Annotated in this window: 16 protein-coding genes and 2 pseudogenes; 12 read left to right on the plus strand and 6 right to left on the minus strand. The window is 54.3% G+C overall.

The annotated features are described in order from the left end of the window. Nucleotides 1-20: 20 nt before the first annotated feature. Nucleotides 21-797 (plus strand): ferredoxin--NADP reductase, encoded by a 777-nt coding sequence (locus BQ9846_RS07145; RefSeq protein ID WP_075880245.1) that lies wholly within the window; start codon nt 21-23, stop codon nt 795-797. 102 nt (nt 798-899) lie between these two features. Here BQ9846_RS07145 and glnK read toward each other — a convergent pair whose 3' ends face one another. The 3 genes from glnK to BQ9846_RS07160 all read right to left on the minus strand — a co-directional run bounded on the left by glnK (nt 900) and on the right by BQ9846_RS07160 (nt 3,000). Further along, complete coding sequence (gene glnK, locus BQ9846_RS07150) at nt 900-1,238, minus strand: P-II family nitrogen regulator (protein ID WP_009098335.1); 339 nt, start codon at nt 1,236-1,238, stop codon at nt 900-902. A gap of 134 nt (nt 1,239-1,372) precedes the next feature. Then, a complete protein-coding gene (locus BQ9846_RS07155; RefSeq protein WP_075880247.1) occupies nt 1,373-2,620 on the minus strand; it encodes an ammonium transporter in 1,248 nt (415 codons plus the stop codon). A gap of 41 nt (nt 2,621-2,661) precedes the next feature. Next, nucleotides 2,662-3,000, minus strand: coding sequence for a P-II family nitrogen regulator (locus BQ9846_RS07160; RefSeq protein ID WP_075880249.1), 339 nt, complete (start codon nt 2,998-3,000; stop codon nt 2,662-2,664). 348 nt (nt 3,001-3,348) lie between these two features. On the opposite strand from BQ9846_RS07160, the gene BQ9846_RS07165 reads away from it, so the two are divergent. Next, nucleotides 3,349-3,702 (plus strand): accessory factor UbiK family protein, encoded by a 354-nt coding sequence (locus BQ9846_RS07165; RefSeq protein WP_075880251.1) that lies wholly within the window; start codon nt 3,349-3,351, stop codon nt 3,700-3,702. A 153-nt stretch (nt 3,703-3,855) separates the two neighbouring features. Next, the gene (gene fhuF / locus BQ9846_RS07170) at nt 3,856-4,584 is read left to right on the plus strand and encodes a siderophore-iron reductase FhuF (RefSeq protein ID WP_083651510.1); all 729 of its coding nucleotides are present in this window, start codon (nt 3,856-3,858) and stop codon (nt 4,582-4,584) included. A gap of 79 nt (nt 4,585-4,663) precedes the next feature. On the opposite strand, the gene BQ9846_RS07175 is transcribed toward fhuF, so the two are convergent. Beyond that, nucleotides 4,664-6,844 (minus strand): TonB-dependent siderophore receptor, encoded by a 2,181-nt coding sequence (locus BQ9846_RS07175; RefSeq protein WP_075880253.1) that lies wholly within the window; start codon nt 6,842-6,844, stop codon nt 4,664-4,666. A gap of 355 nt (nt 6,845-7,199) precedes the next feature. Here BQ9846_RS07175 and BQ9846_RS07180 point away from each other — a divergent pair, with 355 nt between their 5' ends. The 8 genes and pseudogenes from BQ9846_RS07180 to BQ9846_RS07215 all read left to right on the plus strand — a co-directional run bounded on the left by BQ9846_RS07180 (nt 7,200) and on the right by BQ9846_RS07215 (nt 16,478). Beyond that, entirely contained in the window at nt 7,200-7,967 is a 768-nt protein-coding gene (locus tag BQ9846_RS07180; protein ID WP_075880262.1) for an ATP-binding cassette domain-containing protein, read from the plus strand. 74 nt (nt 7,968-8,041) lie between these two features. Then, complete coding sequence (locus BQ9846_RS07185; RefSeq protein WP_235818939.1) at nt 8,042-8,878, plus strand: ABC transporter substrate-binding protein; 837 nt, start codon at nt 8,042-8,044, stop codon at nt 8,876-8,878. Further along, nucleotides 8,853-10,130 (plus strand): annotated as a pseudogene (locus BQ9846_RS16355) (iron chelate uptake ABC transporter family permease subunit); the annotation flags it as partial. The gene BQ9846_RS07185 and the pseudogene BQ9846_RS16355, both read left to right, overlap by 26 nt. After that, nucleotides 10,127-10,513 (plus strand): annotated as a pseudogene (locus BQ9846_RS16535) (ATP-binding protein); the annotation flags it as partial. The pseudogenes BQ9846_RS16355 and BQ9846_RS16535, both read left to right, overlap by 4 nt. Before the next feature lie 319 nt (nt 10,514-10,832). Beyond that, nucleotides 10,833-13,031, plus strand: a complete 2,199-nt coding sequence (locus BQ9846_RS07200; RefSeq protein ID WP_083651512.1) for a helicase HerA domain-containing protein — start codon at nt 10,833-10,835, stop codon at nt 13,029-13,031. Further along, nucleotides 13,032-14,345, plus strand: coding sequence for a hypothetical protein (locus tag BQ9846_RS07205; RefSeq protein WP_075880266.1), 1,314 nt, complete (start codon nt 13,032-13,034; stop codon nt 14,343-14,345). Beyond that, nucleotides 14,338-15,465 (plus strand): DNA methyltransferase, encoded by a 1,128-nt coding sequence (locus tag BQ9846_RS07210; protein WP_075880268.1) that lies wholly within the window; start codon nt 14,338-14,340, stop codon nt 15,463-15,465. Before BQ9846_RS07205 ends, BQ9846_RS07210 begins: the two co-directional genes overlap by 8 nt. A gap of 389 nt (nt 15,466-15,854) precedes the next feature. Next, on the plus strand, nt 15,855-16,478 hold the full coding sequence (locus BQ9846_RS07215; protein WP_075880270.1) for a recombinase family protein: 624 nt from the start codon (nt 15,855-15,857) through the stop codon (nt 16,476-16,478). Nucleotides 16,479-16,663: 185 nt separating this feature from the next. On the opposite strand, the gene BQ9846_RS07220 is transcribed toward BQ9846_RS07215, so the two are convergent. Next, nucleotides 16,664-17,119, minus strand: coding sequence for a transposase (locus BQ9846_RS07220; protein WP_075880272.1), 456 nt, complete (start codon nt 17,117-17,119; stop codon nt 16,664-16,666). 217 nt (nt 17,120-17,336) lie between these two features. Here BQ9846_RS07220 and BQ9846_RS07225 point away from each other — a divergent pair, with 217 nt between their 5' ends. Next, the gene (locus tag BQ9846_RS07225) at nt 17,337-17,657 is read left to right on the plus strand and encodes a hypothetical protein (protein ID WP_075880274.1); all 321 of its coding nucleotides are present in this window, start codon (nt 17,337-17,339) and stop codon (nt 17,655-17,657) included. Nucleotides 17,658-17,690: 33 nt separating this feature from the next. Here BQ9846_RS07225 and tnpC read toward each other — a convergent pair whose 3' ends face one another. After that, a complete protein-coding gene (gene tnpC / locus BQ9846_RS07230; protein ID WP_075878617.1) occupies nt 17,691-19,292 on the minus strand; it encodes an IS66 family transposase in 1,602 nt (533 codons plus the stop codon). Between the last annotated feature and the right edge of the window lie 21 nt (nt 19,293-19,313).

Here is a 19,313-nt window from a genome sequence, read left to right on the forward strand (position 1 = left end):
GAACGACATAAGGAGCCGTTATGAGCAAATTTGCCTTGGAAGAAGTGCTTAGTGTTCACCACTGGAACGACACGCTGTTTAGTTTTCGCACCACGCGCGAACGCAGCCTGCGCTTTAAAAACGGCCAATTTGTCATGATTGGCCTTGAAGTCGACGGCAAGCCCTTGATGCGCGCCTACTCAATCGCCAGCCCCAACTACGAAGACCACTTGGAGTTTTTCAGCATCAAGGTGCCGGATGGCCCGCTCACCTCGCGGCTGCAGCACTTAAAGGTCGGCGATCAGATCATGGTGAGCCGCAAGCCCACGGGCACGCTGGTGACCGACGACCTGCTGCCGGGGCGCAATCTCTATATGCTCTCCACCGGCACGGGCCTTGCGCCCTTCTTGAGCCTGATCCAAGACCCGGAAATGTATGAGCGCTTTGAGAAAGTGGTGCTGGTTCACGGTGTACGCGAAGTTTCGGAGCTGGCTTACGCCGACTTCATCACCAAAGAGCTACCGGCGCATGAGTACCTCGGCGATGAGATCGCCGAAAAGCTCGTTTACTACCCCACGGTCACGCGCGAGGAGTTCCATACCATGGGCCGCCTGACCGACCATATCCGCACCGGCAAGCTGTTTGAGGATACCGGCCTGCCGCCGATTGACCCGCGCCAGGATCGCGCCATGATCTGCGGCAGCCCCGCCATGCTCGACGACACCAGCGCCCTGCTCGACGAGCTAGGACTCAACATTTCGCCGCGCATGGGCGAGCCGGGCGACTACGTCATCGAGCGCGCCTTCGTCGAGAAATAACGCCGCTCTACCCTGCCTTCGACGGGCTCAGGATGAACGGCAACCCCGCTCGCCCTGAGCTTGTCGAAGGGTCACCTGGCCTGGAGAAAGATCAAAAGCGCTCTAAACCGCGTCTTTTCCCGTCTCCCCGGTACGGATGCGAATCACCTGCTCAAGCGGCATCACGAAAATCTTACCGTCGCCAATCTTGCCGGTGTTGGCCACCTGGGTGATGGCATCGATCACCTGCTCGGCCATGTCGTCATCCACGGCCACTTCAAGCTTCACCTTGGGCAGAAAATCCACCACGTACTCAGCGCCACGGTAGAGCTCGGTGTGGCCTTTCTGGCGGCCAAAGCCTTTCACTTCCGTCACGGTAATGCCCTGCACACCGATATCGGAGAGCGATTCGCGCACGTCATCAAGCTTGAACGGCTTGATAATGGCAGAAATCAGTTTCATGGAAGTTGTCCTCTAGCGCTTGTGAGTCACACGTTAACCCGCCAAGCATACACCGCCATCGCGCAAGAATAAAAAAGCCTCCCCGAAGGGAGGCCAAGAGGAGCACGCCAGCTCACTCGGTGAGCGTGGGGAAATTACTTACCCACGCCAAACTCGGGGTAGGCCTCAAGACCGCACTCGGCGATATCGACGCCTTCATACTCTTCTTCTTCGCTCACGCGGATGCCCATGATTGCTTTGATGATCAGCCAAACGACCAGGCTGGCAAGGAAGACCCAAGCAAAGATGCCCACGATACCGATGATCTGTGCCATGAAGGTGGCACCGTCATTGGAGAGCGGCACCGCCAGGCAGCCCCAGATGCCGACCACACCGTGAACCGAGATCGCACCGACCGGATCATCCAGCTTGAGCTTATCAAGCATCACGATGGAGGCCACCACAATCACGCCACCCACCATACCAATCAGCATGGCGCCAATCGCGGAAGGTGCCAGCGGCTCGGCGGTGATCGCCACCAGACCGGCCAGCGCGCCGTTGAGCGCCATGGTGAGGTCCGCCTTGCGGAACCACAGTTTGGCCAGCACCAGCGCGGCAATCACACCACCGGCCGCGGCCGCATTAGTGTTCACCAACACCTGCGCCATGTTGTTGGCTGAGGCAACATCGGAGACTTTAAGCTCAGAGCCACCGTTGAAGCCGAACCAGCCCATCCACAGAATGAAAGTACCTACTGTCGCCAGCGGCAGGTTGGCGCCGGGAATCGCGCGGATCGAGCCGTCCTTGCCGTATTTGCCCTTACGCGGCCCCAGAACCAGCACGCCCGCTAGCGCCGCCGCGGCACCCGCCAGGTGAACGATGCCCGAGCCGGCATAGTCGGAGAAGCCGACCGCGGAGATCCAGCCGCCGCCCCAGGTCCAGTAACCGGAAACCGGGTAGATCACGGCGGTCATTACCACGGCGAAGGCGAGAAACGCCCAGAGCTTCATGCGCTCGGCCACCGCACCGGAGACAATCGACATCGCCGTGGCCACAAAGACGACCTGGAAGAAGAAGTCCGCGCGCATGGAGTAGTACGGCGCGTCGTCACCGCCGGCGGTCACCGCATCAACGCTGTTTTCACCGCCGAGAAGAAAGCCCAAGTTGGGCAAGAAGCCGCCCGCGCTGCTGGAGTACATAATGTAGTAGCCCACCAGCAAGTACATGGTGCAGGCAATCGCGAACAGCGCGATATTTTTGGTCAAAATTTCGGCGGTGTTTTTAGAGCGTACAAGCCCCGCTTCCAACATCGAGAAGCCGGCGGCCATCCACATCACCAACACGCCGCAGATTAAGAAGTAAAAGGTATCGAGCGCGTAACTCAGCTCAGCAAACTCGTTCATGTGAAGTTCTCCATCTGACTAGAAAAGAGGCGTCGGTGGGCTTATACGGCGTCGCCGCCGCGCTCACCGGTACGGATACGGATCACGTCTTCCAGCGGCGTGACGAACACCTTGCCGTCGCCGATCTTGCCGCTGTTCGCCGCGCTGCAGATAGCGTCGAGCACGGTTTCCAGACGCGAGTCATCGACCGCGACTTCCACTTTGACTTTGGGCAGGAAATCGACAACGTACTCCGCGCCGCGGTAAAGCTCGGTATGGCCTTTTTGGCGGCCAAAGCCTTTAACCTCGGTCACGGTAATGCCTTGAACGCCGTTATCGGCCAGCGCTTCGCGCACGTCGTCGAGCTTGAACGGCTTGATGATGGCGGTGATGAGTTTCATCCCGTATCTCCCTTGCGTGGTTAACAAGTGCTGGCATAGGCAGTGATGACCACCCGCACCAGTGGCTTGCCCTGCCTAATGCTTATTACGTGCCATGTATAAAAAAAACATTTAAAAACAGAAGCATAAAACCAATAAAACACGTGGTATCGATCGCGGTGTGCAGTGCAGCAAGCCCAGCGATTTTTATACGCACTAAAAAAGGGCGAAATTGTTGCCTCTTTGCATCATTTCGATGCAGCAAATATCACCCAGGAATTTTGCCCGATTCACCGCCTGATACATGCGCGAACGCGCCGGGTTGCGTATCCTTACGGGAGTGATCGACCATTGAGAAAGGAGAGAGCCATGATGCCTCACGACCGTATCAGCCAGCTGGCGCAGCAAATCGGCGACCGGCTACAAAACGCCTCGCAAGCGCCGGAAGATATTCAAAAAGGAGTGCAGCAAGTGGTGCGGGGCGCCTTTGACCGCTTGGAGCTGGTTTCACGGGAAGATTTCGACATCTTGATGGATGTGCTCCAGCGCACGCGCTCTCGGGTGGAGGCACTGGAAGGGCAGGTCGCCGCGCTCGAAGCCGCCATTGAGGCCAAAGAAGGAGGCTTAAGCGAGCTCACACCGGAGACAAACGATTCGGTGTCAACGCCAAGCGAGCATGAGACACCCGACAGCCCTGACGAAAAGCGCGATGACGGGGCGTAAACCGACGACTTTCGCACGAATGATAATCATGCTCATTGACATCTTCGCTCCGCCTGTTACTGTGACAGGCGGCAAGGCGGGAGTGCGTTGCCGCAAACGGTACACGGAGGTCTTGCCTGGCAGGTGTTTGCCTGTGATGCTCAAGGAGCGCAGATGTCGGCACTACAGTGGCTCTATCGCGACGCCCTTAGCGCGTTTAACGTCCCCTCCTGCGGGCCGGTTCCCGCTGAGCCGCTGCTGCCCGGCGACGCGTTAACCGACGCCTCGCAGCTACGCCGTCATGTGCTGCATTTTGGTGCGACAGATCTGCAAAGCGACGACCTCAAAGCCAACGCCTCACTTTGGTCCAAGTGGCATTTCAGTGCGGTGGTCGCCCCGGCACTGGCCGCTCACCTGCTGCTAAACCGCCAGTTGCCCCTCTCGCTCGATCAGGTGGCACTGCACCTTACCACCAGCGGCCGTACTGAACGCCTGCATTTGGCCCACGAAGGCAAAGCCCTCCCCACAAGCGAGCCTTTTGCCGCGTTTTCTCCTTTGATCAACGCGCACTTAGCCCCTGTCATCGAGACGTTAGCGGCCATTTCCGGCGTCTCCCCCAAGGTGTTCTGGAGCAACGCCGGCACCTATTTTGATTACTTCACCCGGCTGCTCGCCGCCCACCCCGACGCCGACCCACAACGCCTGAATGACGCCAACGCGATTTTGACCTCGCGCCAGCGCCCCGACGGCCAGCGCAACCCGCTCTACCAGCCCGTCGTTGAAAGCGCCGATGGCAAGCGCCAACGGCGCCTGTGCTGCCTGCGCTACCGCGCGCCCAAGCTTGGCTATTGCGGCAACTGCCCGCTCTCTTGCCGAAACAAGGCGGAAGCGGCCCAGAACTGACCGCACCAGAACGGCAAAGGCCCTTCCCGTTGCCGGAAAGGGCCTTTTTGCTACCCAAAGGTCCAGTGCCTTATGCGGCTCAGTACTTCCAGGTTAGGTTCGCCATAAAGTGACGCGGCGCACCATAGAAGCTCTGATCCCACTTCAAGCTGGTCAGGTACTTCTCGTCGGTGACGTTGTTGATATTCAAGGAGCCGGTCAGGCTGTCGCTGAAGTCGTAGCTTGCCATCAAATCGACCAGCGCATAGGCGTCCTGATGGTTCTTGCCACCAGCAGAGGTCCGTGCTTGCTCGATATCATCTTGCCAGCGTAAGCGTGCACCCACTTGAAGCTGATCCATGGCCGCCGGGCGATAGCTTGTGGAAGCTCGCACCATATTGCGAGGTATGTAAGTGTTGGCATCGTTGCCGTCAGCGTCTTCGACTTCAAGGTAGGTATAGCCGACGCTCGCCTGCCAGCCCGTCGCGATTTCGCCCGCAAGCGTTGCCTCGAAGCCTTCGCTGGTAATACCGTCGCCACCCGTGTAAACAAATGTACCATCGGGTAGCGTACCATCGGGCTGGGCTACGTTGTCCTGCTCTGTCCGGAATACTGCAAATGAAGCATCGGCACCGCCATTGAACATGTCCGCTTTAATGCCGACTTCTTGAGCCTTTCCGTCAATCGGGTCGAGATACTGGCCACTGCGGTCTGTTTCGGTCTGGGGAGAGAAAATTTCTGTATAGCTGGCGTAGAGCGATGCATTTTCCGTGACGTCGTAGATCAGACCGGCATATGGCGTTACTACGCCATTCGACTCAGTTGCTTGCGACGCCCCATATTGCTCTCCGTAGGCATCGTACCAACTCACCCGTGTACCGGCGACACCTGTCCAACGATCAGCCAGGTCCAGCTTCGCTGCACCGTAAACACTACGCTCCTTGATGGTAGCATCGTTGACGAAGTCGGGGTCACCAAAGCTGGGGTCTGGGTAATCGCCATCCCATTCATCCAATGGTGGCAAATCTTGAGAAGAGGCATCATATAGCGAACTCTGTTGATTGCGGCTCTGGCTCCAGTCGGTTCCCAGCACCAACTGGTGGTTTCGCCCGAATGCTTCGATATCACCCTTGGCATGCAGGTCGACAACCCACTGTTCTAGGTGGCGATCGTACTTGCTTATCCAGAGGCTGCTGCTGGGAATTCGCCCTGTGGAAGCATCTGGAACGGTACCGATATAGAGCAGCTGGGAATCGGAGAGCATGTCCAGGTGCGTCACCGTCCCCTTCAATGACCAGTTATCACCTAGCCGCTGCTGCAGTTCGATGAAGCTGCGCCGTGTTTCCACGTCCCAGTAAGACCAGTCGGGAGCCGGGGAAGTAGACCTATCATAGTCGGTCGGATTGCCTGCCGTGTCGTAGAGCGGCAGCGCACCCCACATGTTGCTATCGGTATTATTATCCTGCCAGGTATGACCCAGGGTAAGCAGTGTGCTGTCGGTAAGATCGGCTTCGATCACGCCATAGAGAAGACCCCGCTCACGGTGCAATCTGTCCAGGTAGGAATCGGTATCCAGCCCTGACGCCACCAGGCGGCCACGCACTCGGCCTTCACTATCCAAGGGGCCAGAGACATCCACATCCAGACGGCGCTGATCCCATGAACCAAGGGTGGCCGAGATAGAGGCTTGGGGCTCAAAAGTTGGCCGCTTGCGAATGAAATTAACCGTGGCCGCCGGGTTGCCTGAACCAGACATCAAGCCTGTGGCGCCACGTACCACTTCGATACGGTCGTAGATCGCAGTGTCCATATCACCATGGACATTGTTGTAGGGCATCGGCACACGCAAGCCATCGACCTGGAAGTTCGAGATCTCGAAGCCGCGTGCGGTGTAATAGGTCCGATCCGTCTCAAGCCGTTCCACGGTCACACCCGGCGTGGATTCCAGTACATCGTTGATGGTATCCAGCTGGAAATCATCCATCTGGGCACGCGTCACTGTCGACACGGACTGCGGTGTTTCACGGGGTGTGAGATCAAGGCGTGTGGCAGTACTGGTAAGCGGGGTGCGATAGCTTTCCGTGCCCTCGGTGACAACCGACAGCGCCTCCGCTTGAACGGTGACGGTATCCAGTTCAGCGGCATCGCCTTCTTCGGAACTGGTCTGTGCCAGGGCGGCGGGCGCGAGGATGCAGAAAGCACTCACAGCCGTAAGGCCGAAGGCTTGGCGGATGGCGAAGGTCAGCGGATTTAGGCCGGTGACGGGGCGTATGTGGGACATTGGGGCATTCCTTTATGGTTCAGGACGGCTAGGGAGTAAATGCTTGGGATTTTGAATGAAAAAAATCCAGCGCATGATAATCGTTACAATTTGCATGTTCAATGGAACGATTCCCATTTCCTGAACTAATTCATTTCACTGATGTCGTGCCGACCCTTTTAACCCAAACGGATTACGCAGATGCCCTGATATAAAAGCCCGCGCAAAAGCACACTTACCGCCACTATCAGTCAGTGCCAAGCGATAAAAGTTAATCACCTCCACCACCAGCGCCTTTGATAAATATTTCTATTTGATTAGAATTCACCCTCGCTGATGAAAACCCTTTCGCCACGTCCCGGGCAGGAGAGGCACCATGTTTGAGGTCAACGCCGCTGGCTTTCAGGTGGCCGATACACCGCTGCTACACGCCACGACCACCACTTTTGCCCCCGGCCAAGTGTGTGGTTTGATCGGCCACAACGGTTCGGGCAAGTCCACGCTGCTGAAACTGCTGGCGCGTCAGCAAAATGCCTCAAAAGGCGAAGTTCGTTTTGCCGAGAGACCGGTAAGCGACTGGGGTCAGCGCGAATTCGCCCGCCAAGTAGCGTACCTTCCTCAGCATCTTCCCCCCACCGAGCACCTGACCGGGCGTGAGCTGGTCGCCATGGGGCGCTACCCGTGGCACGGTTTGCTCGGCCGGCACACCGCGAAGGACCGCGAGGCGGTCGAGCGGGCGCTTGCGCTCACCCACACCGAAGCGATGGCGGACCGCCTGGTGGATACGCTCTCCGGCGGCGAGCGCCAGCGCGTCTGGCTTGCCATGCTGCTGGCACAAGGCAGCCAGTTTTTGCTCCTCGACGAGCCGCTCGCCGCGCTCGATATCGCCCACCAAGTCGACGTGCTGGCGCTGATTCAGCGGCTCACCCACGAGCTGGGGTTGGGCGTGATCATCGTGCTGCACGATATCAACATGGCCGCCCGCTACTGCGACCGGCTGGTGGCGCTGCACGGCGGGCGCCTGCTGGCCGATGACACCCCGGCGCGCTTGATGCGGCGCGATACGCTCAAAGCCATCTACGGCATCGATATGCGCATCGTGGACCATCCCACTTCACGTCACCCTGTTGCCGTGGTGGCGTGATGCGCAGGCGGCTATATCCACTATTACACCCACTGTTGCGCTCACTATCGGTTTTTTTGACGGGCGCTTTTTTGATGCTCGCCAGCACGCTTGGCAGCGCGGCATCACCGCAGTGGGCCACGCTGGACTGGACGCTGGCGGAAACGCTGATCGCGCTGGACGCCCCGTTACGCGGCGTGGCGCAAATCGATGCCTACCACGCCTGGGTGGATAAACCCCGCATCCCCGACACCGCAGTCGATTTAGGTTTGCGCACCCAGCCCAACCTGGAGCTGCTCGCGGACTTGGCGCCCGATGCCATTTTTATCTCGCCCATGTTTAGCTACTTAACCCCGCGGCTATCGCGCATCGCTCCGGTCGAGGCGCTGCCGCTTTACCAGGCCGACAGCGATACCTGGCAGGAGATGCAAACGCTAACGCGCAAGCTTGGCGAACGCGTCGACCGCAAGGCGCAAGCCGAAGCGCTAATTGCCGACACCAAGTCGCTTATTCACCGCCTGAAAAGTCGCGTTTCACCCACGGCGCCGCTACTCATGGTGCAGTTTATGGACGAGCGTCACGTGCGGGTATTTGGCGAAAATGGCCTCTACCACGCCGTTTTGGAGCAGCTGGGTATCGACAACGCTTGGCAAGCGCCCACCAACGCCTGGGGCTTTTCCCTGGTCGGTATCGAAGCCCTCGCGGCGTATCCCGACGCGCAACTGGTGGTGGTTGACCCGCTGCCCGTGGGGGTGGAGGCGTCATTGGCGGAAAGCGGCTTGTGGCAACAGCTTCCCAGCGTGCGCGAGGGGCGCGTCATTACCCTGCCGCCGGTGTGGAGCTTTGGTGCCCTGCCCTCCGCGCAGCGCTTCGCGCGCACCCTGGTGAGCGCGTTGGAGGCACGCCATGACGGCGATATCGATGACAACTAAGCGACTAAAGCGCCATCAACCCACCGTGTTGACGCTGCTGCTCGCGGCACTGGCAGCGGGGCTTGCCGTTTCCGCGCTCTCGCCGGTCACGCTTAACGAGGCGGTCAACCTGCTCTGGGCCCTGGAAGTGCCTTTAACGCCCACGCAGGCGGTGGTGCACTTCAGCTTCTGGCCGCGGCTGGCGATGGCGCTGCTGGCAGGCGCCGGCCTGGGCTTGGCCGGGGTGCTGATGCAGCAGGTGTTGCGCAATCCCTTGGCCTCGCCGACCACGCTTGGCGTTGCCAGCGGCGCCAACCTGGGGTTGATGATGGCGACACTGTTTCTGCCCGACCTGCTGCTCTGGGGGCGCGAATGGGTGGCGCTTGCCGGTGGAGCAGCGGCCATGGGCGGTGTTTTCCTGCTCGCGTGGCGCAGCGACCTGGCCCCCGCCGTGGTCGTGCTAGCGGGGCTGGTGATGAACCTTTACGCCGGCGCGCTGGGGATGGTGCTGCTGCTCTTTCATCAAGAAGCGCTAAAAGGCATGCTGATTTGGGGCGCCGGGTCGCTTGCGCAAAACGGCTGGAGCGACGTTGAGTTTTTGTGGCCGCGCCTGCTGCTTGGCGCCGTCGCAGCGGCACTGCTGCTGCGCCCCTTGCAATTGCTGACGCTGGACGATGCCTCAGCGCGCAGCCTCGGCGCCTCGCTCAAAGCGCTACGCTTTGGCGGGCTGGGCGTGGCGGTCTTTATTACTGCCTGCGTGGTCAGCGTGGTCGGCATCATCGGCTTTATCGGCCTGGCCGCACCCAACCTTGCCCGGCTGGCGGGCGCGCGGCGCCTGGGTGAGCGCGTGGTGTATGCCATGCTGCTGGGGGGCTTGCTGCTGGCCAGCACCGATCTGGCGCTGCAACAGATCCCCGGCATGCTGCCGACGCTGATTCCTACGGGGGCGGCCACCGCCGCGCTGGGCGCGCCGCTTCTGCTGTGGCTGATTACGCGCCTAAAGCTCTCCACCCCGCACGCCGCGCGCGGTATGCCGTCGCACGCCGCCTCTCACTTAGGCCGGCGTAGTGCTCTGCTCATGGGCTTAACGCTACTGAGCATCGTGGGCGCGCTGCTGCTGGGTCAAGGGGCCGATGGCTGGTTTTGGGCCGGGCTAGAGCGTATCGATGTGCTGCAGTGGCGCTGGCCGCGTCTTCTGGCCGCCGCCGGTAGCGGCGTGCTGCTGGCGCTGGCCGGCACGCTGCTGCAGCGGGTCACCGCCAACCCCATGGCCATAATCTCCTGTTCGCCGGCCCGCCCGGCACCGGCAAGACCATGCTGGCGAGCCGCCTGCCCGGTATTCTGCCGCCGCTTTCGGAAGAAGACGCCCTGGCCGTGGCCGCCGTGCGCTCGGTATGCGGGCTCTCGCTCGACGAGCATTGGGGTCAGCGCCCCTTTCGCCAACCGCACCACAGCGCCAGCGCCGCCGCGCTGGTGGGAGGGGGCTCAAAACCCAAACCCGGTGAAATTTCGTTGGCGCATAAAGGCGTGCTGTTTCTCGACGAGCTGCCCGAGTTCTCCCGCCATGTGTTAGAAGTCCTGAGACAGCCGCTGGAAACGGGAGAAATTCATTTGGCCCGCGCTAGCCACGAGCGGCGTTTTCCCGCCCAATTTCAGCAGAATGCAAGGTAATGATGAATTACTTGCCTGCAATTAAATCGCGCTAATTCAGCGGGTTACCTGTTTTGCTCGGTATTGGCTTGGTTGGTATGGACAGAAACCAAAGGATGGTTAACACTGGTAGGTGTGATAAAAGTATAGGTGAATTTCTCATACTTATAGATTATGTTACAATTGTTAAATATTAAGATAACGCTTATCTTTCTGGTATATTTGTACTATGCAAAGGAGTAAGCCAAAGATTTAGAAATAACAGATCAAGCTATAAGCAAAAGATAAAACGTACGAACACATAAATAAATACGCAAGGAATGCTATGAATTCACCAACCAATATCCTTTCGAATCATGTTGAAGAGGAACTAAAAACTGCATCACTAGCAGCAGTAAATTCTCTTCGTTCTGGGTTAAGCGATGACTATGCAGTGGGCGAGCTTCTTGGGTTAGATTTCCAAGAAGCGAAGGTGCTGATTCATGATTATGCAAAGCAAAAAGTCCAAGGACTTCCTCACGGATCTTTTCTGGTTGCTACCCGTATACCGACCTGCTCAGAAAAAAATTCATCTGGAGTATCTGGTTTGGTTGAATCAGGTATTGATGGTGCTGATGACGAGGATGCTTCGCTCCTATTGCTAAGAATAATCGGCGAGTACTCCCTGCCTAACAGCTCCCAGAGTGAAGAATACCGTTTCCAGGCTGGTGTCCGTGCAACAGATTCATCTGATACTTGGGATAGCTCTGACCATATTGATGAATGGACACGTAATGCGCTTCATTATGGTGGGTATCGTTGCCGTGTGCTTGGCACATTTAGAATGAAAAAGTCTGAAGGAGAAGGCTATAAGCTACACTTTGGTCCAGACCTGATTAACTACTATTCTGGGCGAGGAATGAAAGTCTACAAGCCAGTTGGTGCTCTGCTATCTCAGATAGTTAATTATCGCAATTCGCAAGGAACAACCGATGAGGACTTGCCAGTACGGGTTGGAAGAGTACGGTATGCCGCGAGCGAAATATCCCCAAGACCTGATCTTGATGGTGTGCCAGTAGAGCTTAATCCGAACAACTTTGTTGCTAGAAGAACTTTTTATGGAGGCATGAGCCGGGGGGGTAAATCAAATGCAATGAAGATTTCTGCTCGGGCAATTTACCTCCTGAGGAATCATGATTCCAGCAAGCGGATAGGCCAGCTGATCTTCGACCCAAATGGTGAATACGCCAATGAAAACTCACAGAATGCTGCAATCCGAAATTTGTACAAAGAAGTCCCTGGTGCATTAGTTTCGGATGAAGTGTCAGTTTATGGTTTGATCGAAAGAGCAGATGATCCAGACCGCAAAATAGTGAAAGTCAACTTTTTTGGTGACAATGTAACAACATGGTCTAGCGTTGACAGCGTTAGTAGAGATCTTGAACAGCTTTTTGTCGGAAAGGATTTGATCGAGAGTGCTCTAAAAGAAGAAACAGGTATCTATGTTAAATCATTTAGAGACGCTGATCTTAGCCCGCCTCAAGATCTTTCTGATAGAGGTGAGCAAACTAGATACCAACGCCTAATCACTGTATATCGTGGGGCATTAGCTGCTGCGGGTTTTAAACGCCCTAAACCTGAGGTTAATATAAAAAGGCTATTTAGTAAGGCCATCTGTGATGCAATGGCAAGCACTGGTCTTGATACGGCAAGAGACACAGAAAAGAAGCAAAAAATCGAGACAGCGGCAGGTATCCTGCGGAAGGATTCCATTCCTTGGGATGATTTCCGAACAGCCTTGGAAGGATTATTTACATTTATTGAAACGCCAGGAAGTGGTTGGGATGCATTTGATACAGAATATCGTGCCAATAGCAGAACTGGCCAATCATGGGCGGATCAGCGACTGCGCGACGTATTACAAATCTTTAAGTATTCGAATGGTGTAAGGCGTTTGTCACCACTGACTAAGGATCACTCTACATCCACAACAGGTGACTATGCTAAGGCAATTGCTCAAGATCTTCGAGCTGGAAAGCTTGTGATATTCGATCAATCAGTTGGTGATCAAGAACAAAATACCAAAGCTGCAGAGCGTATCTTGTGGTCAATTTTCAACGAGCAAAAATCAGATTTTACAAATCCTAGATTTGTAGATGGCAAGCTAGTACCACCGCCTGATGTGATGGTATATCTTGAAGAGGCTCACAACCTTCTGCCAGCCGTTGGCAAAGCAGATGAGCTAAAATCTATTTGGGCAAGGACAGCTAAAGAAGGATCGAAATATCGTATTGGAATGGTTCTAGCGACGCAGGAGCCATCCTCTGTCATGCCTGCAATATTGAAGAATACAGATAATTGGTTTGTAGCCCATCTCAATAATAGTGATGAGATACGCACTCTGTCAAAATTCTATGACTTCGAAGACTATGCGCATCAAATTAAGACAGTTGCAGAGCCAGGCTTTGTCCGGATGAGGACTCTTTCAAGTCCATTCACAATCCCCGTCCAGATTGATCTTTTCCAGATAGAGGGGGATGTGTGAATGCCATACATTGGCCAGATAGCTACAGGTGAATCTCTTATTTCCCTGTCTCAGAGCAAGCTTTTTAAAGAGTTTGTTGGTGAAATACGCCCGGCTCCGGCTAAAAAGCATAGGGTCCTAAACCCCGCAACTGTCCCCGCTCCAACAGAGACCATCAACACAGTTGTCGCTATCGATGGTTCGATAGTGACCGAAATTGTACGTAATGGTTTCCCTGGAGCTGAAGCAAGTCTTGTGCAAATTGCTATGGTTCTTATAAAGCTTGACAAGCTCAGGCAAAAGAAACCAAAAGAGATACTTCCGCCAAGTATATTTAACAAAATGGACTCGGCTTCAACTGTTCAGGCGGTCTTGCCTGGACGCAATATTGTAAGTGCTACTGGACTTGGTCCGCGTGAATTTTTTCGTTACACGATCTATGAGGCGCTGCAAGGTTCCATACAAGATGGCCATGAAACACTTCTCGATACATATCGCGATTTATTTGGTGGGCGCGATGTCGAGTTTCGATGCCCTATAGATGGATGTAAGGACTCTGTCAGATCAAGTTCTGATGTGTGTGCATGTGAAAAGAAAAATAGGCTCTATCCGACCGATCAGCTACGATTCCATGAAAGGTTCAATGAGACAGGTCCCAATGGCGAAGCGCATGGTGAAGTTATGCGCTTTCTGGAGATAATTCTACTCATCAACACTTTGAGGTTCTTTCTGAAAAACAGGGATGCCATACCCCTCTTACCACGCACTGCGTTTGTTTTTGACGGACCATTGGCTGCATTTGGACAATTTGCTTCAATTGCTCCAAGAGTTCGTGAAGAGCTTTCCCGGATCGACAAGGAGTGTCGCGAAGAAACTGGCAGGGGTATTATCCTGTTTTCCTTGATTAAGACAGGACAATTTGTCGAGCATTTTGACCAAATAGACTTCTGTCCTACCAAGGGTCCTGATCAAAAATTCCCAAACCGTACTGCTCTGCTTCCACCAATTGACTATATTCACGAATCTATAGTGTTTCGACCCCAGGATGCCAAGGAGTGGAGTAAAGATACGTATTTCGGTAGGGTAGTCCTCTACAAGAATGCTAGTGGGCAGAAAATGGTCGTTAATACGCCTAGAACAACTCCTGAATCGGAAGACCTTTCTAACGTTTCATTGGCTGCATTTCCACGAATTGGTGAGATATTAGGAGTTGTAGATCGGCTTTCAACATATCTCTTTGAAGGTGGTTTTGTGCCGATCGTTCGTGCGCATTCCCATGCAGCGATTCCTCTTCGTACAGGTGGTGAATTGCTTAAGGGTCTGTTCGATGAATGAGGAGGCTTTTCAGGAAAAATGGACAGTTGGTACGTCTATAGGGCGTTGGTCTGGGATGGGACCGTACTATGCAATGTTCCCTGTGTCATTCGCAAGAAGCGTGATAGAGGAGTATAGCCAACCTGGACAAAAGGTAATTGACCCCTTTTGTGGGCGTGGCACAACGAACTATGTGAGCCGCGTTTTAGGTCGTGATTCATTCGGGTGTGAAATTAACCCTGTTGGATGGGTTTACGCAAGCGTAAAAACTGATCCGTATAGAAATTATCATGGTGTAATACGACGTATTGAAGCACTCGGTGGCATGGTGTGCGAGGGAGATAAGCAGCCAGAAAATGAATTTCAGACTTGGGCTTGGCATCCAGATGTGCTCGGTTTCCTTCAGGTCGCACGCCGTGAACTTGACTGGAAAGGTTCACGGTTAGATAGAACTGTGATGTCATTCTTGCTTGTATATTTACACGCAAAAATTGGTGGTGGGTTGTCAAATCAAATGCGACAATCAAAATCAATGTCTCCTGAATATTCAATACGGTGGTGGAAAGAAAAGGGGTCTAGCCCCCCTAAGATCGATCCTGTCGCTTTCCTTGTTTCGCGTGTCCTATGGCGTTATAAGAAAGGTTTTCCGGGAAGCGAAGCGACAGCCCGTATTTTCTTAGGAGATGCCCGTGATGGATTGAAACGTCATAGAGGTAAGAAGGGAAAGCTCATTCTGACCTCTCCTCCTTACTTAGCTGTTACTAACTATGAATATGATAATTGGATCCGTCTTTGGTTACTTGGAGGAGCCCCTTATCCTAGCTGGAGTACCAAACACCGTCATGCACATAAGTCTCGTTTCGAGGACCTTTTGCACGAGGTGTTTCAAAATTCAGCTTCTCGTGCTTCCGAAGACGTGAGCGTGGTAGTTAGAACTGATGCGCGTGAAATGACTCTGAATGCTACGATATCTTCCATAAGAAATGCGTGGGATACACATCGGATTTATAGCCGTCATTCCCTTCCTAAGAAAAGGACTCAAACCGCTTTGTTTGGTGACAAAGAAGCTAAGCCAGGCGAGGTGGATATCATCGCTTTGCCAAGCGACAGGTCTCCGCCAGATGGGTTTTTGAGGCTATAGAAGTACAGTGTCCTATAGATTGCATTAATAAAAAAAAGTTTGGTGTTCTGAGTTTTAAAAAGATTGGCAAGAGTATAGGCCTATCAAGGTATCTTCGCGCAGTCTGAGTAGGTGGCGCGCTAGCATTGGCTCGGAGGTGTCATCAACACGCCGATAGCGGAAATGTTCATGCGCCTTGATCCAGAGCAATGGCTCTTCGGCTAGTCTCACCGCTTGCGGCCACGCTCAGAACCAGAAGTGCCGTGTGTTCATATTTCAAGCTGTGGCTTGAAGGTATACCCAAGGCAGTACATGCGCTGAGCGGGACTTGACTGTGTTGATATTTTACTTTTTAAACTCAAAACAATACACTGTATTTCCAACACATCAAAACAGCACAGAGGCTCATCATGTTCATCCGTGCCTACCTTCGCGCCAGCACTCAGGATCAGGATGCCAGCAGGGCCAAGCATAGCCTTCAGAGCTTCACTGAGGCCTTTGGCAAGGCGATAGCCTGTCAGTACATGGAGAACGCCAGTGGAGCCTCAGCGGAGCGCACAGAGCTTCGTAGGCTGCTCTCTGATGCTCAGGCTGGGGATGTGCTGCTGGTTGAGAGCATTGACAGGCTTTCGCGCCTTCCCGCCGATGACTGGAAAAAGCTGCGTGCCGAGATCGAGGTTAAGGGTCTACGTGTCGTTGCCGTAGATTTACCAACATCACATCAGGCCATGAATGCACGTATAAACGATGACTTCACTTCCAGGATCTTGGATGCAGTCAATTCAATGATGCTAGACATGATGGCTGCCATTGCTCGCAAGGACTATGAACAACGTCGTGAGCGCCAGCAGCAGGGCATAGCGAAAGCAAAAGCTGATGGGCGGTATAAGGGTAGGCCTGTAAATTTAGATAAGCATAGGCGCATTCAAGAACTACTCCAAGCAGGGTTCAGTGTCAGGAAGACAGCTGAACATGCAGGTTCCAGCACATACACTGTCCAGAAGGTAAAATCTAAAATGGATAGCGACCAATAGAGGATAAATTCTATAGCTCATGTGATCATCAGGGACCCTACATAAGCTATGTACTAATGAAATGCCCTTCTTCAGGGGCCTGATTGCTCATCACATCACCTGCTTTTTTGAGGGTTTGTGAACAGCTTTCCGGCATGATGCAATATAAGAACCACACTAGCAGCTTACTTCTCTTCCTGACGCCCCTACTGGCGCTTCTCGCATAGCTTTTTTAGACCACGCTTACGCTTGTATTCTCCTTTGGCATTTTTGACTTCTATTTCTCCGTATAACCCCTCGCCTTCCAATATCTCGATGACCTTTGCAGTACCAATAGCAATACCTTCATCCTTCAATTGGTGAGTGATGCTGTTTGCGGATTGGTGCTGAGGATGATTCGCCAGCTCGATAACTCTCAGTGTTGTGCTGGCGCTTACTTGTCGTGCCATCCGTTTTGGACGGCGACTCTCATCGTGAATCTCTTCTTGCTTCACCCACTCAGGATTATCAGCGAGCTTATCGCGCCAGCGACGGTAACTGTCTGGGGAAATCCCTACCTTTTCGCAAGCCTCTGTAGACTTGTAGCCTTGGTAAATAAGCTCTTTGACATCCACGACTGCCTGAAAGCGTGACGTGGGCGTATGAGCATTTTTTTGAGACATCTGAGACTGCACCGTTTTGAGTCACATATATAGATGTAGCCTACCAGCGCCTAACGCATACGGCGATTCGCAAATCCGGTGGGTCACGATAGTAGAAATGGCTTTACCAGTCTGGTTCCTGAATAACGGCGCCTTGGTTATCCTATTATCCAATGAACAGATACATAAAACACATACACGCATCAGCGTTTATAGAATAACATTAGAGGATTATTCAATGAAATTACAAAAGCTAACAAAAAGAGTGTTGGTAGATAGCATAATCTTGACTGAAGAGGAGAAGAAGAAAGAACGTTTTGTATCAGATACTACTGAATGGTTATCAAAAACTGACTGGGATTACTTTCTAACGCTGACCTTCAAGCACCCGGTAAAAGACGAAATAACTGTTACTAAAGCAATAGAGAAATTCATCAATAATTTAAGTAGAAAATCATTTGGCAGTCGGTCAAACAAACGAATTGTTTGTTTCTCGGCGATAGAAAAAAGCTTCGACAATTCGTTGCATATCCATATGATCATTCAAGACCCAACGTAAACGATCCACTAACCACATCTGGGCAGGCATCGCTCAGTCGGGTAACGTTTTCTTCCAGTGCCAGGGTAGCAGCGTAGTGAGCTCGTCATCATTGAGCGTGGGCAGCGTTTCGAAGACGTACTGCAAGTAGTCGTAGGGTGAGAGGCCATTGGCCTTGGCGGTTTCGATCAGGCTGTAGATTGCCGCGCTGGCTTGAGCGCCGCTCGGTGTGTGGCTGAACAGCCAGTTTTTACGCCCCACCACGAAGGGGCGGATAGCGTTTTCGGCCAGGTTGTTGTCCAGCGGGATTCTGCCGTCCTCAAGGAAGCGGGTCAGGCGCGGCCATTGGCTATCCAGGTAATGCAACGCCTTACCCAGCGCGCTTTTGGGCAGCACTTGCGCCAGGGACTTATCGAGCCAGGTGCGTAGCTGAGCGACCAGTGGACGGCTCTTCTGTTCGCGTAAAGCCTGACGTGCTTCTGGCGCCAACGCTTTGGCTTGTTTTTCGACACCATAGAGCTTGCTGATCTGGTTCAGTGCCCAGTCAGCCTTGCCGGTTTTACCGGCTGGCTGTACTTTCTGGGCCTCGATGAACTTGCGTCTTGCATGTGCCCAGCAACCGGCGTGGGTGATGCCATTACGTCGCACCACCTCGGCGTAGCCTTCATAGCCATCGGTCACTAGGCAACCGGCATAGTGGCCCAGCAGACGCATGGGCACGCTTCCCGCACGGCTGGGGGCATAGCCGAACAGCACCACCTGCTGGCCAGGCGGCCCACCTCGTTGTACCCACATGTACGATTTGGCACTGGCCTTGCGTTCCTCTTCCTGGTTGACCTGGAGGGTGGTCTCATCCATGTGGATCAGAGGCGCTGTTAACAGGTGTTGGCGCAGTGTCTCAATGAGCGGGGTGAGGCGCTCACCGGCTTGCACCATCCAGCGGGCTAGCGTGTTGCGCGGGATCTCCGCGCCGTGTCGGGCAAAGATCTGACTTTGCCGGTAGAGCGGCAAGGCATCCTGGTACTTGGCGGTGGCCACGTAGGCTAACAAGGTGGCGCTGGCATTACTCTTGGGCAGCAGTTTGGCCGGTGCAGGGGCCGTTTTGACGTTTTCTTCGCAGGTTGGGCAGGCATATTTGCGCCGCACATGGCGGATCACTTCGACGCGAGCCGGCACCACATGAAGCTCTTCACTGACGTCTTCACCGATGACCTTAAGCTCGGTTCCGTCTTGGGCACAACAACGTTCTGCTTCGTTTAGCTCATGAACCACCTCGACGCGAGGCAGTTCTGGCGGCAGGGCCACACGCCCACCGCGCGGGCGCTTTTTGACAGGAGCGGTAGCGTTATCGGCCAATGACGTTGCGTCGGCGTTCTCCGTCGCTTCATCATCCGCCGCACTGTCCTCTTCATCAACGGCCAGCTCAGCCTCATTGATCAGCAGGTCACCCTGTTGGATGCCGTACTTTTCCGTGGAGGGACCAAACTGGCGCTCCAATGCCAGGCGGAACTGTTCGTACAGGGATTGCTTGGCCGCTTCCCACTGCGCCTCTTTCTTCTCCATCAGGCGATGCAGCTGCGCGTTCTCTTCCTCCAGCGCCTGAACCTGGCGTTGCAGTTGAGAGACGTCATGGGCGGAAGCAGTGGCGTTTTTCATGCCGCAGAGTATATCAAAAAC

The organism is Vreelandella massiliensis, assembly GCF_900155385.1.
In the GTDB taxonomy this organism is placed as follows: Bacteria; Pseudomonadota; Gammaproteobacteria; order Pseudomonadales; family Halomonadaceae; genus Vreelandella; species Vreelandella massiliensis.